24 protein-coding genes are annotated in these 24,834 nt (G+C 38.2%); 13 read left to right on the forward strand and 11 right to left on the reverse strand.

Translation table 11 applies throughout. From position 1 onward, the window contains the following. Positions 1-27: 27 nt before the first annotated feature. Positions 28-1,434, reverse strand: a complete 1,407-nt coding sequence (gene glnA / locus H4J70_RS01735; RefSeq protein ID WP_070375027.1) for a glutamate--ammonia ligase — start codon at positions 1,432-1,434, stop codon at positions 28-30. Between the two features lie 342 nt (positions 1,435-1,776). Here glnA and typA point away from each other — a divergent pair, with 342 nt between their 5' ends. The 3 genes from typA (at position 1,777) to H4J70_RS01750 (ending at position 4,318) form a co-directional block, all read left to right on the forward strand. Then, positions 1,777-3,591: a translational GTPase TypA gene (typA, locus tag H4J70_RS01740; protein WP_070375026.1), complete on the forward strand. Its 1,815-nt coding sequence runs from the start codon at positions 1,777-1,779 to the stop codon at positions 3,589-3,591. Positions 3,592-3,903: 312 nt separating this feature from the next. Further along, positions 3,904-4,083 (forward strand): hypothetical protein, encoded by a 180-nt coding sequence (locus H4J70_RS01745; protein WP_182214783.1) that lies wholly within the window; start codon positions 3,904-3,906, stop codon positions 4,081-4,083. 49 nt (positions 4,084-4,132) lie between these two features. After that, positions 4,133-4,318, forward strand: a complete 186-nt coding sequence (locus H4J70_RS01750) for a hypothetical protein (protein ID WP_070375024.1) — start codon at positions 4,133-4,135, stop codon at positions 4,316-4,318. Between the two features lie 146 nt (positions 4,319-4,464). Here the strand turns inward: H4J70_RS01750 and H4J70_RS01755 are convergent, their stop codons facing one another. Together H4J70_RS01755 and H4J70_RS01760 are read right to left on the reverse strand one after the other, a co-directional pair. After that, the gene (locus H4J70_RS01755) at positions 4,465-5,115 is read right to left on the reverse strand and encodes a DUF2959 domain-containing protein (RefSeq protein ID WP_070375023.1); all 651 of its coding nucleotides are present in this window, start codon (positions 5,113-5,115) and stop codon (positions 4,465-4,467) included. Beyond that, positions 5,115-5,348 (reverse strand): hypothetical protein, encoded by a 234-nt coding sequence (locus tag H4J70_RS01760; protein WP_070377078.1) that lies wholly within the window; start codon positions 5,346-5,348, stop codon positions 5,115-5,117. Before H4J70_RS01760 ends, H4J70_RS01755 begins: the two co-directional genes overlap by 1 nt. A gap of 100 nt (positions 5,349-5,448) precedes the next feature. On the opposite strand from H4J70_RS01760, the gene H4J70_RS01765 reads away from it, so the two are divergent. The 3 genes from H4J70_RS01765 (at position 5,449) to dtd (ending at position 7,816) form a co-directional block, all read left to right on the forward strand. Next, on the forward strand, positions 5,449-6,330 hold the full coding sequence (locus H4J70_RS01765) for a virulence factor BrkB family protein (RefSeq protein ID WP_182214782.1): 882 nt from the start codon (positions 5,449-5,451) through the stop codon (positions 6,328-6,330). An 84-nt stretch (positions 6,331-6,414) separates the two neighbouring features. After that, positions 6,415-7,377 carry a prolyl aminopeptidase gene (gene pip, locus H4J70_RS01770; RefSeq protein ID WP_182222512.1) on the forward strand — a complete coding sequence of 321 codons (963 nt, stop codon included), beginning with the start codon at positions 6,415-6,417 and terminating at the stop codon, positions 7,375-7,377. A gap of 1 nt (position 7,378) precedes the next feature. Beyond that, positions 7,379-7,816: a D-aminoacyl-tRNA deacylase gene (gene dtd, locus H4J70_RS01775; RefSeq protein ID WP_182176497.1), complete on the forward strand. Its 438-nt coding sequence runs from the start codon at positions 7,379-7,381 to the stop codon at positions 7,814-7,816. A gap of 10 nt (positions 7,817-7,826) precedes the next feature. Here dtd and H4J70_RS01780 read toward each other — a convergent pair whose 3' ends face one another. Further along, positions 7,827-8,579 carry a spermidine synthase gene (locus H4J70_RS01780; protein ID WP_182214779.1) on the reverse strand — a complete coding sequence of 251 codons (753 nt, stop codon included), beginning with the start codon at positions 8,577-8,579 and terminating at the stop codon, positions 7,827-7,829. 50 nt (positions 8,580-8,629) lie between these two features. Here H4J70_RS01780 and H4J70_RS01785 point away from each other — a divergent pair, with 50 nt between their 5' ends. The 4 genes from H4J70_RS01785 to H4J70_RS01800 are packed head-to-tail and all read left to right on the forward strand — an operon-like array spanning position 8,630 to position 11,189. Beyond that, the gene (locus H4J70_RS01785) at positions 8,630-9,520 is read left to right on the forward strand and encodes a bifunctional GNAT family N-acetyltransferase/hotdog fold thioesterase (RefSeq protein WP_182250542.1); all 891 of its coding nucleotides are present in this window, start codon (positions 8,630-8,632) and stop codon (positions 9,518-9,520) included. 22 nt (positions 9,521-9,542) lie between these two features. Beyond that, complete coding sequence (locus H4J70_RS01790; protein WP_182222516.1) at positions 9,543-10,028, forward strand: nuclear transport factor 2 family protein; 486 nt, start codon at positions 9,543-9,545, stop codon at positions 10,026-10,028. A 17-nt stretch (positions 10,029-10,045) separates the two neighbouring features. After that, positions 10,046-10,879 (forward strand): SDR family oxidoreductase, encoded by an 834-nt coding sequence (locus H4J70_RS01795; protein ID WP_182250543.1) that lies wholly within the window; start codon positions 10,046-10,048, stop codon positions 10,877-10,879. Position 10,880: 1 nt separating this feature from the next. Then, complete coding sequence (locus H4J70_RS01800) at positions 10,881-11,189, forward strand: hypothetical protein (RefSeq protein ID WP_182214772.1); 309 nt, start codon at positions 10,881-10,883, stop codon at positions 11,187-11,189. Positions 11,190-11,276: 87 nt separating this feature from the next. Here H4J70_RS01800 and H4J70_RS01805 read toward each other — a convergent pair whose 3' ends face one another. The 6 genes from H4J70_RS01805 to hutC form a co-directional block, all read right to left on the reverse strand. Continuing rightward, positions 11,277-12,221 (reverse strand): SPFH domain-containing protein, encoded by a 945-nt coding sequence (locus tag H4J70_RS01805; protein ID WP_259366409.1) that lies wholly within the window; start codon positions 12,219-12,221, stop codon positions 11,277-11,279. Next, a complete protein-coding gene (locus tag H4J70_RS01810; protein WP_070375014.1) occupies positions 12,221-13,138 on the reverse strand; it encodes a slipin family protein in 918 nt (305 codons plus the stop codon). Before H4J70_RS01810 ends, H4J70_RS01805 begins: the two co-directional genes overlap by 1 nt. Before the next feature lie 44 nt (positions 13,139-13,182). Then, entirely contained in the window at positions 13,183-13,635 is a 453-nt protein-coding gene (locus H4J70_RS01815; protein WP_182214770.1) for an NfeD family protein, read from the reverse strand. Between the two features lie 395 nt (positions 13,636-14,030). Then, positions 14,031-15,575: a histidine ammonia-lyase gene (gene hutH, locus H4J70_RS01820; RefSeq protein WP_182214769.1), complete on the reverse strand. Its 1,545-nt coding sequence runs from the start codon at positions 15,573-15,575 to the stop codon at positions 14,031-14,033. 88 nt (positions 15,576-15,663) lie between these two features. Continuing rightward, positions 15,664-17,346 (reverse strand): urocanate hydratase, encoded by a 1,683-nt coding sequence (hutU, locus tag H4J70_RS01825; protein ID WP_310740293.1) that lies wholly within the window; start codon positions 17,344-17,346, stop codon positions 15,664-15,666. Positions 17,347-17,410: 64 nt separating this feature from the next. Further along, positions 17,411-18,133 carry a histidine utilization repressor gene (hutC, locus tag H4J70_RS01830; RefSeq protein ID WP_182250545.1) on the reverse strand — a complete coding sequence of 241 codons (723 nt, stop codon included), beginning with the start codon at positions 18,131-18,133 and terminating at the stop codon, positions 17,411-17,413. Between the two features lie 236 nt (positions 18,134-18,369). On the opposite strand from hutC, the gene hutI reads away from it, so the two are divergent. Then, the gene (hutI, locus tag H4J70_RS01835) at positions 18,370-19,602 is read left to right on the forward strand and encodes an imidazolonepropionase (protein ID WP_182250546.1); all 1,233 of its coding nucleotides are present in this window, start codon (positions 18,370-18,372) and stop codon (positions 19,600-19,602) included. Positions 19,603-19,842: 240 nt separating this feature from the next. Beyond that, positions 19,843-21,942, forward strand: coding sequence for an EAL domain-containing protein (locus H4J70_RS01840; protein ID WP_182250547.1), 2,100 nt, complete (start codon positions 19,843-19,845; stop codon positions 21,940-21,942). Positions 21,943-21,993: 51 nt separating this feature from the next. Here the strand turns inward: H4J70_RS01840 and rraA are convergent, their stop codons facing one another. After that, on the reverse strand, positions 21,994-22,479 hold the full coding sequence (gene rraA / locus H4J70_RS01845; protein ID WP_070375007.1) for a ribonuclease E activity regulator RraA: 486 nt from the start codon (positions 22,477-22,479) through the stop codon (positions 21,994-21,996). A 249-nt stretch (positions 22,480-22,728) separates the two neighbouring features. Between rraA and H4J70_RS01850 the strand changes: the two genes are divergently transcribed. Next, positions 22,729-24,729, forward strand: a complete 2,001-nt coding sequence (locus tag H4J70_RS01850) for a bifunctional diguanylate cyclase/phosphodiesterase (RefSeq protein WP_182250548.1) — start codon at positions 22,729-22,731, stop codon at positions 24,727-24,729. Positions 24,730-24,834: the final 105 nt, after the last annotated feature.

Below are 24,834 nucleotides of genomic sequence, written 5' to 3' on the forward strand. Positions count from 1 at the left end.
TTTTTTCATTTAATCATATAGTCGAGATTATACGCTGTAATATAATTCAAACTCTAGTGGATGAGTTGTCATGTTTACACGTTGTGATTCAGCACGTTTAATAGCAATGTATGCATCAATCATATCTTTATCCATAACACCACCAGCGATTAAGAACTCATAATCGGCTTCTAAGCTTTGTAAAGCATCTTCAAGTGATGTTGCTACTTGTGGAATAGCTGCAGCTTCTTCTGCTGGTAAATCGTATAAATCTTTATCCATCGCATCACCAGGATGAATTTTGTTTTTAATACCATCAAGACCAGCCATTAATAAAGCAGTAAAAGCTAAATATGGGTTTGCTGCTGGATCAGGGAAGCGAGCTTCAATACGCATTGCTTTTGGTGATGGAACAATCGGTATACGAATTGATGCAGAGCGGTTACGTGCAGAATATGCAAGCATTACTGGCGCTTCAAAATGTGGAACTAAACGTTTGTAAGAGTTAGTAGCTGGGTTAGTAAAAGCATTCAATGCTTTAGCATGCTTAATAATACCGCCAATATAATAAAGCGCCATTTCAGATAAGCCGCCGTATTTATCACCAGCGAATAAGTTAACACCGTCTTTAGCAAGTGATTGATGAACATGCATACCAGAGCCGTTGTCGCCAACTAATGGCTTAGGCATAAAAGTCGCTGTTTTACCGTAAGCGTGAGCAACGTTATGAACAACATACTTGTATATTTGAACTTCATCAGCTTTTTTAACTAAGGTATTGAAGCGACATGCAATTTCGTTTTGACCAGCCGTTGCTACTTCATGGTGATGCGCTTCAACAACTAAGCCCATTTCTTCCATAACTAAACACATGGCTGAACGAATATCTTGTGATGAATCTACAGGAGATGTTGGGAAGTAACCGCCTTTAACGCCTGGACGGTGACCCATATTGCCTTCTTCGTATTCAGTACCTGAATTCCAAGCGGCTTCTTTATCATCAATTTTATAGAAAGAACCACTCATATCAGTACTAAAGCGTACATCATCAAATAAGAAGAATTCTGGCTCAGGACCAATTAATACAGTATCAGCGATACCTGTGCTACGTAAGTACTCTTCAGCGCGTTTAGCAACTGAACGAGGATCACGGCTGTAACCTTGCATTGTACTTGGTTCTAAAATATCACAACGAATATTTAATGTTACTGCATCTGTAAAAGGATCTAATACCGCTGAATCAGCATCAGGCATCATTACCATGTCAGATTCATTAATACCTTTCCAACCTTCAATAGAAGAACCATCAAACATTTTACCGTCTTCAAAAAAGTCTTCATTTACTTGGTGATAAGGAATTGAAACGTGTTGCTCTTTACCTTTTGAATCAGTAAAACGTAGGTCTACAAATTTAACATCGTTGTCTTTGATTAAATCTAATACGGCTTGTGACATGTAAAGTCTCCAGTGTCATTAAAATAAAATACGTTTGCATTTCGCATGATGGGCATAAAGCGAAATTCATGCCAATAGATAAAGCCTTTATATATAAGGTGTTAACTTATTTACTAAAGCCTGCTTGCACCACTACTGTGCGTGAGCTGCGCTAAATTGGTGCGCCTGCTGGTTGTTGGTGCTTAAGAGTATAACAGGGCATTACGATTCGTGTATGGAGAATTTAATAGGAGCTGAAATATTTGTTGCTGTCTTTGTTGACTTCGTTGCTGTATAATTCGCGCCCAATTATAGCCCTATATTCTTTTGATGAAAAAGTCTTGCAAGAAGTGAGTAAAACCCGTGTTAGATAAATTACGTAATGTTGCCATCATAGCCCACGTTGATCATGGTAAAACAACTTTGGTTGATAAATTATTAGAACAATCAGGTACCCTTGATGCCCGCGGCGGTCTTGAAGAGCGCACGATGGATTCGAATGATATCGAAAAAGAACGTGGTATCACAATCTTAGCTAAAAATACGGCTATTAACTGGAACGGTTACCGTGTAAACATCGTAGATACTCCTGGCCATGCTGATTTCGGTGGTGAAGTTGAGCGTGTTATGTCAATGGTAGATTCGGTTTTACTTATTGTTGATGCACAAGAAGGCCCTATGCCACAAACGCGTTTCGTAACGAAAAAAGCGTTTGCTCAAGGTTTAAAGCCAATCCTTGTTATTAATAAAGTTGATAAGCCTGGTTCTCGTCCTGATTGGGTTATGGACCAAGTTTTTGAATTGTTTGACAACCTTGGCGCTACAGATGAACAGCTTGACTTTAAAGTTGTTTACGCTTCAGCAATCAATGGTTGGGCTTCGCTTGAAGAAGGCGTAACCGGCACAGACATGACTCCTTTATTTGATACTATTCTTAAAGAAGTGCCTGCACCAACAGCGGATCCAGATGGTCCATTCCAAATGCAAATATCTCAACTTGATTACAGCTCTTACTTAGGTGTAATTGGCGTTGGCCGTATTACTCGTGGTTCTGTTAAACCAAACCAACAAGTAACGATTAAATTAGCAACTGGCAAGATCCATAACGCTAAAGTTGGTAAAGTATTTGGTTACTTAGGTCTAGAAAGACTTGATATCGAAGAAGGTTTTGCTGGCGATATTATTGCTATTACTGGTTTAGGCGAGTTAAAAATATCAGATACGGTTTGTTGTCCTACAGAAGTTGAAGGCTTACCAGCATTATCTGTTGATGAACCTACTATCAATATGACTTTCCAAGTAAACACTTCACCATTTTGTGGTAAAGAAGGTAAGTATGTTACTTCACGTAACATCAAAGACCGTTTAGACAAAGAATTAATTCACAACGTTGCTTTACGTGTTGAGCAACTTCCTGATGCTGATAAATTTAAAGTATCAGGTCGTGGTGAGCTTCACTTAGGCATTTTAATCGAAAACATGCGTCGCGAAGGTTTTGAGTTAGCGGTATCACGTCCTGAAGTTATTATTCGTGAAATTGATGGTCAAATACAAGAACCTTATGAAAACGTGACTATTGATGTTGAAGAGCAGCATCAAGGACCTATCATGGAAAGAATGGGTGTTCGTAAAGCTGAATTAACAGATATGGCACCTGATGGAACGGGTCGTATTCGTATGGACTTCATCATGCCAAGTCGTGGTTTGATCGGTTTCCAAACTGAATTCATGACATTAACGTCAGGTTCTGGCTTAATTTATCATACATTTTTTGAATACGGACCTCATAAAGGTGGCGATATTGGCCAGCGTAAAAATGGTGTAATGATCGGTAATGCAACAGGTAAAGCATTAACGAATGCAATATTCAACTTACAATCACGTGGTCGTATGTTGATCGGACACGGTGTTGATATTTATGAAGGTCAAGTTATTGGTATTCATAGCCGCGACAACGATTTAACAGTAAACGCTCTTAAAGGTAAGCAGTTAACTAACGTTCGTTCATCAGGTACTGATGAAGCACAAACGTTAACACCGCCTATCGTTATGTCACTTGAACAAGCGCTTGAGTTTATTGATAACGATGAGCTAGTTGAAGTTACACCACTGAGCATTCGTATTCGTAAAAAGCTTTTAAAAGAAAATGAACGTAAGCGTGATACTCGTCCTAAATAAGCCTCTTATCTAGACGATTGATAAAAACCAGCTTCGGCTGGTTTTTTTGTCAGTAAATTTGAGTAAGCCTAAACGTAATATTGCGTAAGACATGTCTTAAAAATATATAGGAAGTAACACAATACACGGTTAATAAAGTGGATGACTGTGTTTTAATCTATTGTTTTTTAATGAAAATTAATTAAGTGAGTCAGTTATGTCTAAATGTTGAGTTGACGCTAATCATTACACCTCACTGGTGAATATTAGTTTTAGTGATACGATTAGTTGCATGTGAACTTTGAAAGTAACGGTGCAGGGAGCAAACTTATTATGGAGCAGAGAAAATTAACTCGTTTAAATGATCTATTTGAAAAAGCTGTTGCTGATAAAGCTAACGTTATCGAACGCAGAGAGTTAAAAGTCCTTTATCAAGAGTACATCGATGATGGCAGGGAAATAGTTTTGCCGGTACAAGTCGCTATTTACCACCAACATGCCACGGCTTCATAACGACCAAGCGGTATCTTTAAAGAATATTATTAAGAAAGGGAATTTCGAAATGTCTCCAGAGCAACTCAAAGTGTTACAACGATTAAGTCAACTTTTTGAAGAAGGCCGAGCGGGTCCGAGTCAAATAAGAGAGCTGTCAAGCTTACTTACTGCTATTAACCAAAACCAAGATCGAAGTGATGTTTTTGCTAATCCCCCCTTTTCACACGCTAGATCAAGTAATGACACGTTATAACTTATAATCTCAGCAACATAAAACCCTACCAATAAAGAGTAAGTCTCTGTCATTAAGTTGATGGCGGCTCATTTAACATAAACAAGCTACCATCTATTATCACTCACCAGTACTAAGCAGACACTCATAAAAGTGCTCCTTTTGTACTAAGGGTTCTTAAGTGATTTTATGAATGTTTGTGATTTGTTAATTGAATTGTTCATTTCGTTAATTAAGCGTTCAACATCTTGTTCAATTAATTTATATTCTGTTTTAAGCTCACCGATAGCTCGCGCATTAAGATTATGTTTTAAATAAAGCATATTATCTTTAAGCGCATCAAGAATAGGTTGCATTCTCTTCTCCGCATTACGCATTGATTCAATCACTGAAGTATAACGATTTTGTGTTTCGTTATAACGCGATTGACTTTGACGTTTTAATGATTGATTAGTAAATTGTTCTAATTCACTATTCCATTCATTAAACAAAGCTTCAGCGACAGCTTCAATTGAATTAATACGAGCAGTTACATCCTCAGCAGCAACTTTACTCGTATGATAGTGATCATTACTTATTTCATATTGTTGTTGCAGTTCACCACCATCAAAATTTACTAATGCAGAGAACTGTTCTAAGGCATTTTTAAATTCTTCTTTTGCTTCCTCTTGTGACTCAGTAGCAGTTTCAACACGATCGATCAATATATCACGTTTATGTTTACCTACTTTTTCCATGGCCGAATAGTAAGCAGATTGACAGCCGACTATTGACAGTAAAAGAAAAAATAACGAGACCTTAATTGTAATCTTATTCATTAGTTCCTACCTTTATAGCGAGCAGCATCGATGACTGCCCACAGATGAAAAATAAGACCAGGAACCGCCATAAAGAATAAGATTCCTGTCGCTGCTAATGTGTAGTTAACCCAGGTTAACAGGAAAAACAGGATTGCTGCGAGGATCCTCCCTTGAACTAATTGACCTAAACCTGCAATAAAAAAACTACATATTGCCGCTAAAACATTACCACCTGAACCTTGATTAGACATCATTACTCCTACGTTAAATTTTATTACGATTATTATCACTATCACTTGCTTAGCAATTATCATAATATATTGTACACCATAAGATAATAACTAATTTGTAATGAACTGGATTAAAAGCATTAAAAACAACCAGCAAAGTCAGACTATTTGGCACTTTTGTTTGTTTTTTATCAATAGAATATTAAAAGAGCAAATACACATTACTGCCGGTTACTTATCTTATGTAACCCTGATGTCGCTGGTGCCTTTGATTGTAGTCATGTTGTCAGTTATGACCGCTTTTCCTATCTTTACTGATATTAAAGAAATTATTGAAAATTTTGTTTATCAAAATTTTATGCCTGCTGCGGGTGATGTGGTTAAAGAACATATTACCGGTTTTGTCACGAATGCTTCAGAGATGTCAGCTATCGCCATTAGTTTTTTATTCTTATTTGCCCTATTGCTAATTTCTGCCATTGACACCAGCTTAAATAAAATTTGGCGGGTCACAACCAAAAGACGCATTGTTACCGCTTTTTCTATGTACTGGATGGTACTGACTCTTGGACCTGTCTTAATGGGTAGTAGTATAGCGGCAACTTCATATATTGTTTCTTTGATATCGATAGGGAATTATGACGTTTTCGGCCTTACCAATATAGCGTTAAGAGCTTTGCCTATTTTTGCTTCGATTGGCGCATTCCTTATTTTATATATGGTGGTGCCTAATAAAGTGGTACCGCTTAAACATGCCTTGTTTGGTGCAACATTAGCGGCACTTTTATTTGAAGTTGCAAAAAAAGGCTTTGCTTTTTATATCACGCAACTCCCTTCTTATGAAGCTATTTACGGTGCTCTAGCGGGTATTCCGATTCTTTTTTTATGGGTGTATTTATCTTGGCTAGTCGTGCTTTTCGGTGCATTGTTTACGGTCAGCTTAGAAAATTTTAAACCAGAAGATCACCAAAGAGAACACTTAGATAAGCATCAGATAAGTTAATTTATAAAGGCTTGTTTGAAACTGACAGTTTTTAATATTTTGCGCCATAATATTATTTATGGTCTCAATAAACAGAGTAAATACATGTCACGGTCTTTATATCCTAAAATAGCAACATATTCTGAAGAGTTGTTACCTGTTGGGGGGCAGCATCAAATATATCTTGAGCAGTCGGGTAACCCAACAGGAATACCTGTGTTATACCTTCATGGTGGTCCTGGTAGCGGTTCAAGCGAGAACCATCGGCGTTATTTTGATCCTGAACTGTATCGTATTATTTTATTTGATCAGCGAGGTTGTGGGCGCTCAAAGCCCTCTCCGTCCGTACTAGATAATACCACCGTTCATTTAATTGACGATATCGAAGTTATTCGTCAACACCTAAATATTGAACAGTGGTTAATTTGTGGTGGCTCATGGGGAACAACTTTAGCACTAACCTATGGTATCGCTCATTCAGATAAAATCTTAGCTTTTATCTTACGTGGTGTATTCCTCGGGACTCGATCTGAATACCAATGGCTTTACAGTCAGAAGGGGGCAAAAAACTTTTTCCCAGAGTACTATCAAGAATTTGTTGAACACTTACCAGCCGAGCTACAACATTCTCCACTGTCAGGTTACCACCAAGTACTCAATTCAAGTAATGAGGTTGCGGTGATCTCGGCCAGTAAAGCTTGGACATTATGGGAATTAAGGTTATCAACCCTTGAGCATCACCATATAGGTCTGGCGCATGTTGATGACGCCCATCAAGCTCTATGCATGGCAAAGGTATCAAGTCATTACTTTACTCAAGATTGTTTTATCAATGAGAATTACATTTTAGAAAATATTGATAAACTAACCGCGATCCCTGCGATTATTCTTCATGGCCGTTACGACATGGTTTGTCAGCTTGATAATGCTTTTTCACTGACTAAATTTTGGGATAACGCGCAATTACAAATTTTGCCTTGTGCAGGACATAGTGGTTTTGAGCGACAAACTATTGATGCATTTTGTCGAGCGAGCGATACTATGGCAAATTTTCTAGCCGAGCAATAAAATGATCGCAGTTATTCAAAGAGTTTCACAAGCAAGCGTTACGGTTAATCAACAAGTAATAGGGAAAATTGATCGAGGGATTTTAGTGTTACTTGCCATTGAGCCTGACGACAACGAAACTAAAGCGAAACGATTAGCGCAACGGATTGCAGGTTATCGTATCTTTGAAGACGAAGTAGGAAAAATGAACCTAAATGTTAGCGATATTGACGGAGAAATTTTAGTTGTTTCACAATTTACACTAGCCGCCGATACGCGTTCAGGTATGCGTCCAAGCTTTACTTCTGCAGCTAAACCAGAAGTCAGCATCCCACTATATAATTATTTCTGTTTACAATTGCGTGGTCATGGTTTTGCCGTGCCTACGGGCGAGTTTGGTGCTGATATGAAAGTAGCACTAGTGAATGATGGTCCCGTTACCTTTACACTCACTTGCTAAGCGCAATAAACTATTGCATGCCATGTCGCCAATATTTACGCCAGCGTTTAAATGTTCTCGCGGGTAGCACGGTGTTAGCAAGTAAGCTCTCTTCAGCTTGACTTAACATATCGTAGGGCAGTAAATGAATAATAACATTTAAGTAATGAGGAATATGAAAGTACACTAGCTGTTTAGTTGGAGCGAGTACTTTTAACTCGGCGAGAAAATAATTAATTTCTTCGTTTGATGGGCTTGGCAAGTTAAGTGATAAAACAGCTTGCTCGTCCACTTTTTTTAAGATATTTTTGGTTAAAATCAATGAGTCGTTAATAGATTGATTTTTATGGTAAATGTCACAAATAAACCAATCAGGTTTCATTTTTTTATGGTGATGAAGCCAATCTAGTGCCGAGCAATGATGCAAATTAACCTTGGTAGCTTGTGGATTAAAAAAGCGTTCGAAACATTCAATAACTTCTTGTGAATATTCAATGGTGTGTAAGGTTAAATCAGGTAAATAATGCAATAAAAATCGTGCTAAATTACCACCACCTAAGCCAAATTCCACAACTTTTTTAGGGCGAAAAAAAAGTAAAGGTGATAATAAGCTGATTTGATGAGGAAATGTGAGCTGTGAGGGCTTGCGCTTTAGCATCATGCTTTGTACGACATTATCAAAAGCTAACCAACGATAGTGTTGGTTTTCACTCACCGAAATGGAATCATCATTTTGCGTGTAGTAACTTAATTGACCCTGTTGGATATTTTTAACTAATTTCATAATAGCGTATACGAACGAATCTTTTTAATTGTTATAGGTAAGCATAACCAATGTTTGAGTGTCGAGCACCCATAAGCCAGCAAGAATTTGACCAATACTACCACTTACGCTGGACAATATTACGTAAACCATCACAACAAAAACAAGGAAGTGAAAAAGATGACTTGGAAAAACAAGCGATTCATCGAGCCATTTTTGATGATAAAGGTAATATTATCGCTGTTGCCCGTCTTCACTTTTGTAGCTTGTTAGCAGGGCAAATTCGTTATATGGCGGTTGCTGATGATTTTCAGGGCAAAGGGTTAGGGCAGCAGTTAATACTCGCCCTTGAACAGTTTGCGAGTCGTTTAGGTGTCACTAAGCTCTCTTTGAAAGCGCGAGAACAAGCGATCAGCTTCTATGAAAAACAATCTTATAAAAACATTGGCTTTTCGCACTTATTATTCAATAAAATTAAGCATTTCAATATGGAAAAAACGCTGGTAAGCGATGATTTTCATTATAATGAACTATCAACAGCACTGCAAAATACTTGGCATAGCACTATACCAATGAGCAAAGCGATGAAAGTGACGGTTGGTTATTACGATCAACAAAATTTAGTCACGACTTGTGATGAGCTTTTTAATAAAAATTTACACAATACTATGTTTGCGGGCAGTATCTACACATTAGCAACATTAACGGGATGGGGCTGGGTTTATTTGTTAATGGAACAGAAAAATCTTATGGGAAATATAGTGTTAGCTGATGCCAAGATTAGATATCATAGCCCAATAGCAGGAATAGCTTTTGCAAAAACAGGACGTTCGTTAAGCTCTGGCAATATTGATAACTTAGTGACCAAGCAGAAAATAAAACTCTGCGTTGAAGTTCAGGTAATGAGTGGAGAAAAGGTAGCCGCAACTTTTAATGGCTTATATTTTGTTCTACCAAAATGAGCCAAATTTAGGATTTGATACCATGATAAAAATTATAGTTTGTCTTATAGGCCTCTGTCTTTTTAACGCCAGTGTATTTGCAAACAGCGACATAGATAAAGTGCTAGATACTTTTCATCAAGCTGCTGGCGATGCTGACCAAAAAATTTATCTTGATTTACTTGATGAACAAGCCGTATTTTTAGGCACTGATGGTCAAGAGCGCTGGACAAAAAAACAATTTACTGAGTTTGTTACTCCTTATTTCAGTCAAGGACAAGGTTGGCGCTATAAATCTCGTCAAAGAAATATTACGCTTATTGCATCAGTAAATAATAGCGAACAATTGGCGTTTTTTGACGAGTTACTCGACAATAGTCACTATGGCGAATGTCGGGGATCTGGTGTGCTTAAGTTGACGTCTGATGGTTGGAAAATATTACAGTATAATCTTTCTATACCAGTTCCTAATACTATTTCAACAGACGTTGTCAGTAAAATTAAAGAATATCATCAAAAGAATCGTTAATAAATTAAGGGAATACGATGGTAAAAAATGTTGCGATTATAGGTTGTGGTTGGCTTGGCCACGCTTTAGCAAAGCAATTATTGAGAGAAGAATATCGCGTCACTGTAACGGTACAAAGTGAAGAGAAAAAGCAAAGACTAGCTAAAGAGCAAATAGATACAGAGCTTTTGATTTTACCTGTTGAAGATCCTAAATCAACAGTGTTAAGTGTTTTTGGTCACGATACGCTTATTATTTCTATAACACCACAGATCCGCCAAGGGCGAAGCGATTACCCTGAAAAAGTTGCCCAGTTAATTGAAATGGCTGAACTAGGGCGTGTAAAAAAAATTGTCTTGTTAAGTAGTACTGCTGTCTATAATGGTTTGTCAGGTTTAGTTGATGAACAATCAGTGCTAGATATGAATGCTGATAAAGTGGCTACTCTTATTCGCGCCGAAAAAGCAGCAGAGGCCTTTTCAGGCGAAACAGTTATATTGCGCTTGGCCGGATTAGTTGGGCCTGAGCGCCACCCCGGTAGGTTTTTGCAAGGAAGAAAATTACTTTCTGACCCACAAGCCTTTATCAATCTAATCCATCAGGACGATGCGGTTGGTGTTTTAATGGAGATCATTAAAGATGAAAACATTAGGGGTATTTATAACGCGGTCAGCGCTACGGAAACGTCTAAACAACATTATTACCATGCGGCTGCTGAGGCTTTAAATTTGCCGCTGCCAGAGTTCTCGTTTGAAACATCAATGCGTTTTGGTAAACGTATTAATGATGAAAAACTGCGTAATAGTTTTACTTATCAATTTACTCATGATGATTTAATTGTTTGGTTATATAAATCGGTTGCAGGGTTATAAGATGCTTAAAGCTTGGTTAACCAACAAAGCCACCCAGTTGTTTTTTGTTTTATGGTTGCATATTTCGTTATTAAATTTATTTTTTGTTAACAAACGAGGCGTTGTGTTTTTGTGGCAACAAAATAGCGAACTGAACACCTTACTGACTCATTTTATTACTGCTTTAATTGCGGCCATTATTTATATTGCCATCACTAAGATACGAATAGGTTTAGCGGAAAAAAAACTCACGATGGGTAATAATGTTTTTGTGGTGGGCTCAGTGGTTATGGTGTTACTCATTGGCTTTTTTTTATTTTCAAGTGAGTAACATAATGCCATTCATCTATCAAAGCACGTAGTTAAAAAGCGAGTCAACTACGTGCTTTATTTATTCTACTATTTTTAAGCTTAGCTGTTATTTAATACCTGATACGGCTAACCACTGGTTAAAATCAAGCAAGTTTGCCGGTAAAATAACTTTTCTGTTTGCCTGGCTTAAGCCTTGCATTTGCTGAAGGTACTGCTCGGTTAATTGTAAATCAAGTGCTTGTTGCCCACCCGGTTGCTCAATGGCAATCGCTATTTTAGTGATTGAATCCCCCGTTGCCTGCGCAATAGCAATTATTTGTGCAGCTTTACCTTCTGCAGAATTTATACGACGTTGTTTTTCACCTTCTGAAATATTGATCATTTCAGTCATTAAGCCTTCTGAACGGTTAATTCGACTCGCCTTATCTCCTAAACTTTTTGCTAGAATTGCCCGGCGTTCACGTTCCGCATTAACTTCTAACTCCATGGCATTTTTAACGGTATCAGGTGGCGTTATATTTTTTATCTCATAGCGATGAACACGTATTCCCCAACTTTCGCCGGCTTTATCTAATACTTCTACCACTTTAGCACTGATAACATCACGCTCTTCGAAGGTTCTGTCCAAGTCTAAGGTACCAATAACAGAACGCGTGGTGGTTTGTGCTAATTGCATCGCGGCAAAACGATAGTCAGTGATACCGTAGCTTGCTTTTAATGAATCAATGACTTCGATGTAAATAACGCCATCAACTTCAACATTTACTTCGTCTTTTGAAAAACATTCTTGTGGTGGTACGTCGATTGTTTCTTCTTTTAAATCTTGAATAAAAGCCACACGGTCAATAAATGGCAATAAAAGATGAAAGCCTGCTTCTAAGGTACAGCGGTACTTGCCTAAACGTTCAACGACATAGGCAGACTTTGTTGGTACTAAGCAAATAGCTTGTACGAATTTGTAGGCTAGAAAGAGAAATATAGCGCCCCAGATAGCCAGCACCACGATATCAAGGTTACTGCCACTCATATTACTTATAGTTTGCTGGATCATTATTTTGCTCCTTGAACGGTTTGCGTTACTTTGTCCATGCCTTCGAAAAAGCCTTCTAATTTCGCCATTTCAGCGGGCATAATTGAGACATCTGCAGTTTTTAAAATAGACCCAGTTTGTTTAATGAATTGCTCTAGTAAACGCATTTTTATCGCTTTGTCGCCACCCGGAGTCATTGACGCTTTGGCAATCATGTTCATGCCCTCTGCGGTGGCTTGCGTTAGTATTTCAATTTCTTTTGCAAAACCATGTGCTTCATTAATTTGTCGTTGTTTATCACCCTCTGAAATATTAATGGCTTCTTGGCGCTCACCTTCTGATAAATTTATTGTCGATTCTTTGTCAGCTTCAGCTAAAGTAATTTCAGCACGTTTTTTTCGTTCGGCTTCCATCTGTTTTTCAAGGGTATGAATGACATTAGCAGAAGGGGTGATATTCCTAACTTCGTAACGCAACATTTTGATGCCCCAAGGATCTGATGCTTTGTCTATTTCACGGACAATCGTTTCGTTAAGGGTGTCTCGTTCTGAAAACGTTTGTCCGAGTTTTAACTTGCCAATTTCACTACGCATAGTGGTTTGCGCTAAATTCACACAAGCCCGGCGGTAATCTTCTATACCATAGCTGGCTTTGGCACCGTCCATAACTTGAATATAAACTAAGCCGTCGACTTCAATTTGAATATTATCGCGAGATATACAGCTTTGAGAAGGGATGTCTAAGACCTGTTCTCTTGTTTCATGACGGTAAGCGACGCGGTCAATAAAAGGAATAAGAAAATGTAATCCAGGTTGCATTATTGCGCGAAATTTACCTAAACGTTCGATAATACAAACTTCTTTCATTGGCACAATAAGGACCAGTTTGACAACGATAAACAGTAATCCAAGAAAGACAAAGGTGAGTGTGGCTAGCATAGGTTGCTCCCATATTTTTAGTTAGAATGATAGTTTTGTTGTTGTTACTTTATCGGTTCAACAACCAGAGAGATATTTTCTTTACAAACAATAGTGGCGTGACTACCTTTGGGTAACTCTGAACCGTCGCTCAGCGCGGTCCAAGTAGTGCCTTGAAATTCTACACGACCAGCATGAGTCCCTGGTCCAATTTTTTCTATAACCGTTACTTCTTTACCATAAATGTCTAGTTCTTCATAAATATTTTCAACGGTATATTCACCACTGAAAAACCGCTCAGTGACAAAATAAAGTACAAATAGTAGAAATGAAGCAAGAATAAACCAAGTCGTTAAAGTCAGAGTCCAAGTATCGAGTAATTGTTGTTGTACACCAATAGCGACTAATAATGAGGCAATACCTAAATTTAAGAGGATACCACCGGGAACAAAAATTTCTGCGCAAGCAAATAATATGGCTAGAACAATCCACGTTTCAAATAAAAGTATGTACTCCACCGCTAACTCCTTGTCATTAATGCTTTAATAGATTAACAGGTTAAAAAAATATAGATACTGTTGTTATATTATTATGAAGAGGTAAAATTTATGATCACTTCTGTAAAAATAAAGTTAGCAAGTATGACATATTATGTCAAGTTTGTTGTTGAATTATATTTACTAGTTAAGTCTAGGTTATCAGGTAACTCCCTTAAGTTAGTCTGGCTCTGATATTATTGTTTCAAAAATTGATATACAGGAAAGTATTAATAAGGTGAATGCGCGTACCTAGCAGAAATATACGTTGCTTTACTTTTTACATCCATGTGATCACAGCATACCGTTCATCCTGAACATATAAAGCCCGTTAACTTTCATTAACGGGCTTTATTATTTAATATTTTTATTAAATACTAGAAGCTTGGTAGTATACCAGCGGGTATTAATTGATTTAATTCACCATCAGCAATAATATCTGAGGCTTCTGCAATATCGGGTGCAAAGTATCTATCTTTATCATAAAAGCTTACTTCTTGACGTAAAATAGCTTTGGCTAATTCAACTTTTTCAGCACCTTTAAGAGGAGCTCTAAAGTCTAAACCTTGCGCGGCGGCTAAATACTCTACGGCCAAGACACCATTGGTATTTTCTGCCATATCAGCTAAACGACGACCAGCAAAGCAAGCCATCGATACATGATCTTCTTGGTTAGCCGATGTTGGTAAACTGTCAACCGAAGCAGGGTGAGCTAACGATTTATTTTCTGATGCTAAAGCTGCTGAGGTCACCTGAGCTATCATAAAACCTGAGTTAACACCGCCGTTATCTACAAGAAATGGAGGGAGTTTACTTAAGTTTGCATCAATCAATAGTGCCATTCTACGTTCCGACAACGAACCTATTTCGGCAATGGCGAGGGCTAAATTATCAGCAGCCATAGCGACAGGTTCAGCGTGGAAATTACCTGCCGAGATAAAATCACCTTCATTTGCAAAAACCAGTGGATTATCCGTTACTCCATTGGCTTCGATATGAAGCACTTCAGCAGCCTGACGAATTTGTGTTAAACATGCCCCCATCACTTGTGGCTGACAACGTAATGAATAAGGGTCTTGTACTTTTTCACAATCAACATGAGAGCCACCAATTTCAGAGTTTGTATCTAAAACATAACGGTAAGCGGTTGCTGCATCTATTTGGCCTATTTGCCCACGTACTTGGTGAACGCGATCGTCAAAAGGGGCACGTGAACCTAAAGCTGCTTCAACAGACATTGAGCCAATAACCACAGCAGCAGCAAATAAATCTTCAGCGTGAAATAAACCTTCCAAAGAAAAAGCCGTAGATGCTTGTGTACCGTTAAGTAGCGCTAAACCTTCTTTTGCGGCAAGTGTTACCGGTTCAAGACCTGCAATTTTTAAACCTTCAAGGGCAGTAATGACTTCACCGTCATGCGACATTTCACCTTCACCTAGTAAAGGTAAAACCATATGTGAAAGTGGCGCTAAATCGCCGGATGCGCCAACTGAACCTTTTTTGGGTACACAAGGATAGACTTCAGCATTAAGCAGAGTGATTAAGGCTTGGATGACTTTTAAACGTATACCTGAAAAGCCACGTGACAATGAATTGATTTTTAATACCATCATTAAGCGTACAGTGGCATCTTCCATATATTCGCCAAAACCCGCTGAGTGAGAAAGTACGATAGAGCGTTGTAATAATTCTAGCTCTTCTGTCTTTATGCGTGTGCTGGCTAATAAGCCAAAGCCGGTATTAATACCATAAACGACACGGTTTTCACGGATAACTTGTTGTACCGCTTCAGCACTTTGATGAATCGCATCAAAGGCACTCTCGTCAAGGCTATATTGAATACCTTCGTATTTAACGACGTTGCGTAATTGCGCTAGGGTTAATTGCCCTGGAATAATGTTTAATGTGCTTATATCTGACATGTATTTCTCGTTAATTCTAATTAATTCGTTAAATGAGTTTTCTTTAATGTGGCTGCATTAAGTCATTACGTCAGCCACGAAGAAAAAGTTACTTACCGTTAGCGCCTTCAATCATAGGTAAATCAAGGCCTTGCTCTATTGCACAATCAACGGCTATATCGTAACCCGCATCGGCATGACGCATAACACCTGTCGCAGGGTCGTTCCATAAAACGCGGCCAATACGCTGTGCTGCTTCGTCAGTTCCGTCAGCAACAATAACCACACCTGAATGTTGGCTAAAGCCCATACCAACACCACCTCCGTGATGTATGCTTACCCAAGTAGCACCACCAGACGTTGAAAGTAGGGCATTAAGTAATGGCCAATCAGAAACAGCATCTGAGCCATCTAACATACTTTCAGTTTCTCGATTTGGTGAAGCCACTGAACCTGAATCTAAGTGATCTCGACCGATAACAACGGGGGCAGATAATTCGCCAGTTTTAACCATTTCGTTAAAGGCTAACGCTAAACGCGCACGGTCTTTTAAACCAACCCAACAAATACGTGCTGGTAGACCTTGAAAGTCGATACGCTCACGAGCCATATCCAACCAATTGTGTAAATGAGGATTATTGGGGATCAATTCTTTAACTTTTGCATCGGTTTTATAGATATCTTCTGGATCGCCAGACAATGCTACCCAGCGGAAAGGACCTATGCCCTCACAAAATAAGGGACGAACATATGCAGGTACAAAACCGGGGAAGTCAAAAGCATTTTTAACCCCTTCATCTAAAGCCATTTGACGAATGTTGTTGCCATAATCTGTTGTTGCAGAACCTGCCGCTTGTAAGTCGAGCATGGCTTGTACTTGTATCGCCATTGATTTTTTCGCCGCTTTTACTACAAAAGCTTCGTCTTTTAAGCGCATCTCTGCTGCGTATTCCATGGTCCAACCTTGTGGAAGGTAGCCATTTAATGGATCATGTGCTGATGTTTGATCTGTGGTTACATCGGGTGTGATACCACGCTTTACTAATTCAGGAAAAACGTCAGCGGCGTTACCTAATAAACCAACAGATATCGCTTCACCTCTAGCACATGCTTCGTTGATCATGACTAAAGCTTCATCTAGCGTTTTTGCTTTTTTGTCTACATAACGAGTTTTGATACGAAAGTCGATTCGGGTTTCATCACATTCAACCACTAATGCTGAGAAACCAGCCATAGTTGCTGCGAGAGGTTGTGCACCGCCCATACCGCCTAACCCACCAGTAAGTACCCACTTACCTTTAGCGCTTCCGCCAAAGTGTTGCTTAGCCATCGCGACAAAGGTTTCATAAGTACCTTGCACAATACCTTGTGAACCAATGTAAATCCACGAGCCCGCAGTCATTTGGCCATACATCATCAAGCCTTTTTTATCGAGCTCGTTGAAGTGTTCCCAATTACCCCAGTTTGGCACTAGGTTTGAGTTAGCAATTAAAACACGTGGCGCATTTGAGTGGGTTTTAAATACACCAACCGGCTTGCCTGATTGCACCATTAAGGTTTCGTCATCTTCTAAACGATTTAATACTTCAATAATTTTGTCATAGCAAGCCCAGTTGCGTGCGGCACGGCCGATCCCGCCGTAGACCACTAATGATTGCGGGTGTTCAGCAACTTCAGGGTCAAGGTTATTCATTAACATGCGTTTAGCCGCTTCGGTTAACCAACTTTTTGCGGTAATTTTATTACCACGATCGGCTCTGATAACTCGGCTTGTATCTAATCTTGGGTCTATTGAGGTATTTTCGATAGTCATGATATTTTCCTAACTATGGGTTGTAAAAAGGATGATTATTTCTTTAGAATTTTAAGTGACTGCCTAAACGATACTTATTACCCGGAGAGGTTAAGGTCGCTAAACTGACCACCCCTTTACTTGACCAAGTACGACGTTTCACTTGTAAACAAGGCATTGATTCTTCTATATGAAGTAATTGGCAAATATAGGCTTCTGCTAATACAGCTTCTATTTCGTGTGTTGCTTCTGTTAATGGTGCTTCACTTGATAAATATTCGTGAGGCGTTATTTGCGTGAAGTCTTGCTGTAAATAATTTTTTACTAAGTCGCTATTAACAAAACGTTGTTCGAGTTGAATCGGTTGATCATTTTCAAAATGCAGTACTTCAGAATAAAAAACTGACACGCTATTAATTGAATTAGTTTTTAAGTTAAGTAAAATAGCGATTTCTTCGTTAACAGCAACCGCTTTTAAGATCAGCTGTTTAGCGTGATGTCGATGACCTCGCTCTTGAATTTCATCAGCGATATTACGAATTTCTAATAACGAAGACTGTGACTTAAACGTTGCAACAAAAGTGCCTGAGCCTTGCGAACGAATCAATAGTCCTTGCTCGGTAAGTTCTTGTAAAGCACGTCTTGCTGTCATACGACTTACTGAAAATTGATCCGCGAGTTCATTTTCAGAAGGGACTTTTGCATGTTGTTGCCATTCGCCAGATTCAATTTTTTGGCAAATATGCTGCTTTATTACGGTAAATTTTGCTGTTTTTACTTTAGTCATGTTAATTCGCTAGGTTTATTGTTTATAAGACTGTTGTCGTCTTAACGCTATAACTTGTATATACAATCTCATTTATTAGTGCTGATGTCAATAGTTGTATATACAAGCTTGCTTGTCTATTCTCTATCGCGTAAAGTAGCGTTATTAGCAATCAAACACTACGCTTATAATGCCGCCACCTTTTGATATAAACGCTGGTTAAAAGTTTAGCGTTAAAATCACCTTTTGGATCTATTATGACGATTAATTCTTCTGCTTGGCACACTCTCTTCATTAATGTAAATCTAGCGACTATGACTGATGGCGCTAACAGCTATGGTGCGATTGAAAATGGTGCTTTAGCAATAAGTGGAAGTAAAATTGCTTGGTTAGGCGCTGAAACTTCTTTACCCCCATATGATGAAAAATCAGTACGGGTTATTGATGGAAATGGCAAATGGTTAACGCCCGGACTCGTTGATTGTCATACTCATATCGTTTATGGCGGTAACCGAGCCAATGAATTTGAAATGCGCTTACTCGGGAAAAGTTATCAAGAAATTGCTAATGCCGGCGGAGGCATAGTCTCAACAGTATCTGCCACACGCAAAGCCAGTGAAAGTGAATTATTAGCCAGTGCCTTACCCAGGTTAACTGCATTACATCAACAAGGTGTGACCAGTATTGAAATTAAATCGGGTTATGGTCTTGATACAGAGAACGAAATTAAAATGCTTAAAGTAGCAGGGCAGTTAGCTGAAAAACTGCCTGTTACTATTAAGCGGACTTTCCTTGGCGCTCATGCTTTACCTGTTGAATACAAAGATAATCCCGATGAATATGTCGACTTAGTCTGTGATGAAATGATACCCATTATTGCCGAAGGTAAACTAGCCGATGCGGTTGATGTTTTTTGCGAAAGTATTGGTTTTAGTTTAGTACAAACAGAACGTGTCTTTGCTGCGGCTCAAAAGCATCATCTACCGATAAAAGTTCACGCTGAGCAATTATCAAATTTAGGCGCTACCGCATTAGCGGCAAAATATAATGCGCTTTCATCTGATCATATCGAATTTTTAGATGAAACCGGTATTAAAGCCATGAAAGATGCAGACATGACTGCAGTACTGTTACCCGGAGCCTTTTATTTTCTTCGTGAAACACAATTACCGCCAATGGAATTATTACGCAAGTATCAAGTGCCAATGGCGATTGCTACCGATGCAAACCCCGGTTCCTCACCCATTCATAATATTCAACTGATGCTTAATATGGCATGCACATTCTTTCGATTAACACCGGCAGAAGCACTAGCTGGTGTTACTTGTTATGGTGCTAAAGCAATCGGTTTAGCTAATAAAGGTCAGCTTGCGCTTGGCTTTGATGCAGATATTGCCTTGTGGAATATAGAGCAACCAGCGGAACTTTGTTATCAATTTGGCATAAACCCACTGAGTGAATTATTTGTAGCGGGTAATAAAGCCATTTAATTTTATTAAATGGGCTTATATTCAGGCGATAATTTTTTCTGCGATAAGCCTAGTTAAAAACACCCTATACAAACTTCACTATATTGCTTAGTCTTAATATATATCCGTTCTACTTCAATACGCAGGTTCGTCTAATGGTGTTTAGCTATAAACCCCGTTTGGCATTGCAATAATTGATCTAATTTCCTAGTTAAACTCATCAATCGTATAGGTTTGTTGTCATTAGGTAAAAGGCTTTATATGAAACACTTTCGCTCGACGCGCTTATCACTCACTGGTTTTTTGATGGTAGTGTTAAGCTTGTTTTTATTTTCGAGTACGGCACAAGCCGCCTCTTTTTCTTTTACTGAATTTAATATTGCCTTTGTTTTGGGGTTAATGTTTCCTGTTATATTAATTATCGCCTTAGTTAAGCCCTTAAAAAACATTCGTCTTCGTTACCCCTTACTGATTTCTCTGAGTGTTTTATTGATGCTTTATGCCTTGGCTTATCCAAAAAGCTATCAAAGTGAATTGATACTTTCATCAGCCATGATTTTTTCTTCGGTGTTATTTTTTTGGCTACGAAGCACTTATTCTCAACCGGCAGAAAAAGTAAATTATTTAATCAATTTTATTGTTGTCGCAACAGCGGTATCTTTTGTTTTTAGTTTATGGTTTTTACCCGATATTGATGGTTATTTAGCCTGGCTGGCGGCAAGTTTACTGGTGCTTGCATGTGCTGGCGTTACGGTGCTTTCATCAAAAAAAATTAAAGAGCCTAGTAGTGTGAGATTAACGGCACAGTGGTTTATACATCTTTGTTTCGTAGTTATTCTTTTCGCGTGGTTAAATGCTTTTATCAGTGTTGTTTGGTTAGTGTCGGCAATCGTTATTTCTTATCTAGCCGCTTTGGTCAATGGTTGTTGGTATTTAGTGCAAGCCATTCACGTCGAACTTAATAATAGCGATGATATTCGTCAAAAAATATCAACAGCATATTTGTTAGACCCAGCAACAAATTTACCCTGTTATCAGCAAGCCTTGGAAAAACTTGACAATGTTATAAAGCAGCAGCCTAAAAGTCGCTTTGTGAGTATTGTTTTTAAGCCGGTAAACTTTCAAGCGGTTAACACCGTTTTAGGTCACCATAATTCTGATATTTTATTATTACAATTAGCGTATTGTTTACAGAAAAAAGTCGCTGAAAATATTTTATTAGTTAACTTTTCAGATGAACAATCACCGATAAAAATTGCTCGGCTACAAGGGTTACACTTTTTAGTCGTGCTAGATTTGAGTACTGACAACTATCCTGACCATACTAAAGTTGATCAGCTTTGCCGTGAGCTTATGGCTGCTGTGCCCAGTGCAATGAGTTTTAAAAGTTTTTCTCTCAATTTCGAATTGGCTTTTGGTGCTGCTTATATGGGTGAATACAGTCATAGTGTCAGTGAGGTTATTTCATTTGCTGAAGATGCCTTACTCGTTTCAGAACAAACTCAACAAGTTGTCAGTTACTTTGACCACAATAGTGCACTCTATACCGAACAACAATTACAGCGTATGGAACAATTAAAACAAGATATAGCCGATGAAAAATTACATTGGTATTTACAACCACAAATAGGTCTAGCAAATAAAAAAGTAGTAGGCTTTCACATGGAGGTGCATTGGTATTGCGATGATAAAGCACCGCGTGTACTCAACCAATTTGTCGATATTGCCGAGCATAGTGGCGATATCTATCTATTAACAAAGCAGATGATTGTTGAAGCATGTAAGGCCATTGCTCAATTACAAAAGGTAGGTTTTGAAAAGCCAGTAACCATTACCTTTGCTAGTAAAGAGTTACTTGAACCGGCATTAATTGACTACATTGTTTTGCAAGCTAAAGAATATAGTATTAATACAAATTCTTTAATTATCGAGTTTAAAGAAGCGCTAATTTTATCTGCTAGCCAAAGAGCAAAAGCGATCATTGATCAGCTGAAATCTTTAAATATAAAGATCGCGATAGGGGATTTTTCAGGCAGCTATGAATCATTACGATACTTACGAAAGCTGAGTATCCATCAAGTAAAAATTAATTGTGGCTTGCTGGGTAATAGTGATAATAATATTGAGAGTGGTAGCTCCGATAAGGCCATTATTAATGCGCTAATCAATTTAACCCGGGCAATGAAACTCCCCCTTATTGGCACCTCAATTAATAACAGTAATATTGAACAAGCATTTATATCAATGGGTGGTGAATATGCTCAGGGTAGATATTTAAGTCGTGGGGTTGTTTTTGATGAAATTGAAATTTGGACGCGACGTTGGCTCGAACAATATCCACATAGTGAGCCAGCTAAGTGAGCCCAATTTAAGTCAGTGGGCGTAACTTACTGAATATAAAGTCTAGATGATTTATTCAATGTCTAACGGCTCTGGTGACAAAATAATACCAGTATTGTCAGCATAAATGTGGTCTTCAGGGAGAAATGTTACCCCAGCAAAGTTTATTGCTAAATCACTTTCGCCAATATCTTGGTCGCTAGCACCGACAGGAATAGAGACTAAGCCTTGAATACCTAAGTCGAGTTCTTCTATTGCATCTACGTCGCGGACACTTCCATAGCAAACAATTCCTTCCCAAGCATTGTTAGCGGCCTGTTCAGCAATGTTAAAATCAATCAGTGCCCTACGTGTTGAGCCACCACCATCAATAACAAGTACTTTTCCTCGTCCATCTGTCGCTACAATTTGTGCTATTAAGCCATTATTTTCAAAGCACTTAATGGTAACAACTTGACCACCAAAAGAGCTGCGCCCGCCATAATTACAAAAGATAGGATCAACAACATCAATTAGGTCGGCATAAATATTACAAAGCTCTGAGGTGTTGTATTCCATGATTTTTCCTTAATGCTATGATTGAATGCTTATACCTATGCTACTAAATTTTTGCTCACGGCAACAGTAAACATAAAGTGTGAAAAAATTTAATCGATTGGCTGTTAGTATAGCTCGATGTACAAACGTTGTGTGAAATATATTCAATGGCAAATAACCGTATAATCAGCAAATAATAATAGCGACTGTCTTGTATTGCTAAGCAAAAGAATATTTAATGGTCGCCCGCAACTTAATAGAGAATATAACATGGTAGGTGAGAAAGACTTTTATCACGGTCTATTATTTTCTGTTGAAGCCGTAGTTTTTGGCTTACTTGCTACATTTTTTTTGCTGTATTATCGGGGGATAGGTCGACAGTATGTTAGCTACTGGACGGTGAGCCTATTTTCTTTAAGTGCCCATCAACTTTGCCTTGCCATTGAAACCCAACTTACCGACCTCAGTGTTATCGCCTTAGAGAAAGTTCTTCTTACAGTAGTTATTCAAGTTAGTTTTTATTTTCATCTCTGCGCACTTTTACTCGGAATATATAGCGCAGTTTCAAAAAAAAATATTTCTAAAAAAATCACCAATAGCAGCTTTATACTCAGTGCTTTGTTCGCACTAACGGCAACGTTACTCTATGGATTTGAGGTTAACGAGGTTTATAACCGCTTTTACCTGCGAGAGAGTTTACCTGCATTTGTGATGGGCTGCAGTTTATTGCTAACGGCTTTTTATCTATATAACTTGCCAAAAAAATATTTTTCGGCACATATTCTTATTATTTATAGTCTTATTATGGGGGGCAGGTACGTTTTATTTTCTTTTCTTTCTATTGTACTTATCAATGAGTATTGGTTTAGACCATTAGCAGAAGTACTGATTTATTTTGATTTGGGTGCCTTTACTTTATTAGCATTTACTATGCTTATTTGGATGCAAGGGGCAGAGCGAAGTATTGCGACCTCTGCGATGAATAAGGCTCAATATTTAGGTAAGCACGATTCATTAACCGGGGCGTTAAACCGACAACAAGTCATGGAAAAACTGCCTTTAATCATCGAAAAAACCGCCTGTAATCAACAAAATTTAGCGGTTTTTTTACTAGATATTAAAGGCTTTAAATTTGTCAATGATACATACGGGCTTAAGGTTGGGGATGCTATTTTGGGTGAAATAGCGCGTAGACTTGATGAAAGTATATTTTTACCCCAGGTGGTTGGACGATTAAGTGGTGATTCTTTTACTTTTATTATTGATGGTGTTGACGAAAAGCAACAAGCGGCTGCAATAGAACATTTACACGGCTTAATAAGTCGGGCGTACCACATCAAACAACATAAAGTATTATTACAATGCTCTGTTGGTTATTGTTTATATCCTGGGGATGGGCTATTAGCTGAAGATTTATTGCAGAAAGCTAATTTAGCCTTAGCGCAAGCTGAAAGTCAAAATGTGGCGACGGTCAAATATAAAACGGGAATGCAATCGCATGGTCGAAGATTACTTGCCATGGAAAAAGAAATTCGCGATGGTTTTGAAAACAATGAATTTGTACTCTATTTTCAACCACAGCTTAACTTATTAAATAATCGTATAGAAGGCTTCGAAGCGCTTGTTCGCTGGCAACACCAAGAACGTGGTTTATTACAACCCGCAAGTTTTTTACCTGATATTGAATCGCTTAACCTGCTTAGTGAGCTAGACAGTTATGTGCTTGAACGAGCATGCCAAACTATTGCACGTTTGCAAAAAGAATATCATCGACGAGTGACCATAGCGGTTAATATTACCGCCGTTGAATTTCAAGATCCAAAATTGATTGAAAATATCCAAGCCTTACTTTTTAAATATCAAATTACACCAAGATGTTTAGATTTAGAAATTACCGAAAATGTTGTGATGACTGAAATCGCAACAGCAATGAATACCATTGTTATTTTGCAAAATATGGGCATAAAAGTTTCAATTGATGATTTTGGTACAGGGTATTCCTCATTGGCATACCTGCGTAAACTGCCGATCGACAAAATTAAAATTGATCGAAGTTTTATTGAAGAAGTCGCAAGTAATGATTCAGATTTAACGATTGTTAAATCTATGGTTGAGCTTTCTCATGGTTTAGGTAAGCGTGTTTTAGCCGAGGGAGTTGAAACCGAAGAACAACTAAGGGTATTACGCAACATTGGCTGTGATGCTGTTCAAGGATATTACATCAGTAAACCTATACCCGAAGAAGCATTGAAAAAATACTTTGCCCGATAATTATCATCTTATTATTTCATATAAAAAAACATATAAATTTGTTTCAAATTTTAATTTTCTACCTATACTAAAAATATCAATCTATTAATATTTTTAGGATCTCCT

This window comes from Colwellia sp. BRX8-9, assembly GCF_014077245.1.
GTDB lineage: Bacteria > Pseudomonadota > Gammaproteobacteria > Enterobacterales > Alteromonadaceae > Colwellia_A.

Coding starts and splice junctions, on each gene's coding strand:
- H4J70_RS01795 (WP_182250543.1), top strand. CDS start 10,046: ATGGTAAAAAATGTTGCGATTATAGGTTGTGGTTGGCTTGGCCACGCT.
- H4J70_RS01805 (WP_259366409.1), bottom strand. CDS start 12,221: ATGATCCAGCAAACTATAAGTAATATGAGTGGCAGTAACCTTGATATC.
- H4J70_RS01810 (WP_070375014.1), bottom strand. CDS start 13,138: ATGCTAGCCACACTCACCTTTGTCTTTCTTGGATTACTGTTTATCGTT.
- H4J70_RS01760 (WP_070377078.1), bottom strand. CDS start 5,348: ATGTCTAATCAAGGTTCAGGTGGTAATGTTTTAGCGGCAATATGTAGT.
- hutI (WP_182250546.1), top strand. CDS start 18,370: ATGACGATTAATTCTTCTGCTTGGCACACTCTCTTCATTAATGTAAAT.
- H4J70_RS01790 (WP_182222516.1), top strand. CDS start 9,543: ATGATAAAAATTATAGTTTGTCTTATAGGCCTCTGTCTTTTTAACGCC.
- pip (WP_182222512.1), top strand. CDS start 6,415: ATGTCACGGTCTTTATATCCTAAAATAGCAACATATTCTGAAGAGTTG.
- H4J70_RS01850 (WP_182250548.1), top strand. CDS start 22,729: ATGGTAGGTGAGAAAGACTTTTATCACGGTCTATTATTTTCTGTTGAA.
- H4J70_RS01745 (WP_182214783.1), top strand. CDS start 3,904: ATGGAGCAGAGAAAATTAACTCGTTTAAATGATCTATTTGAAAAAGCT.
- H4J70_RS01785 (WP_182250542.1), top strand. CDS start 8,630: ATGTTTGAGTGTCGAGCACCCATAAGCCAGCAAGAATTTGACCAATAC.
- glnA (WP_070375027.1), bottom strand. CDS start 1,434: ATGTCACAAGCCGTATTAGATTTAATCAAAGACAACGATGTTAAATTT.
- dtd (WP_182176497.1), top strand. CDS start 7,379: ATGATCGCAGTTATTCAAAGAGTTTCACAAGCAAGCGTTACGGTTAAT.
- hutH (WP_182214769.1), bottom strand. CDS start 15,575: ATGTCAGATATAAGCACATTAAACATTATTCCAGGGCAATTAACCCTA.
- H4J70_RS01750 (WP_070375024.1), top strand. CDS start 4,133: ATGTCTCCAGAGCAACTCAAAGTGTTACAACGATTAAGTCAACTTTTT.
- H4J70_RS01800 (WP_182214772.1), top strand. CDS start 10,881: ATGCTTAAAGCTTGGTTAACCAACAAAGCCACCCAGTTGTTTTTTGTT.
- rraA (WP_070375007.1), bottom strand. CDS start 22,479: ATGGAATACAACACCTCAGAGCTTTGTAATATTTATGCCGACCTAATT.
- H4J70_RS01780 (WP_182214779.1), bottom strand. CDS start 8,579: ATGAAATTAGTTAAAAATATCCAACAGGGTCAATTAAGTTACTACACG.
- H4J70_RS01840 (WP_182250547.1), top strand. CDS start 19,843: ATGAAACACTTTCGCTCGACGCGCTTATCACTCACTGGTTTTTTGATG.
- H4J70_RS01755 (WP_070375023.1), bottom strand. CDS start 5,115: ATGAATAAGATTACAATTAAGGTCTCGTTATTTTTTCTTTTACTGTCA.
- hutC (WP_182250545.1), bottom strand. CDS start 18,133: ATGACTAAAGTAAAAACAGCAAAATTTACCGTAATAAAGCAGCATATT.
- H4J70_RS01765 (WP_182214782.1), top strand. CDS start 5,449: ATGAACTGGATTAAAAGCATTAAAAACAACCAGCAAAGTCAGACTATT.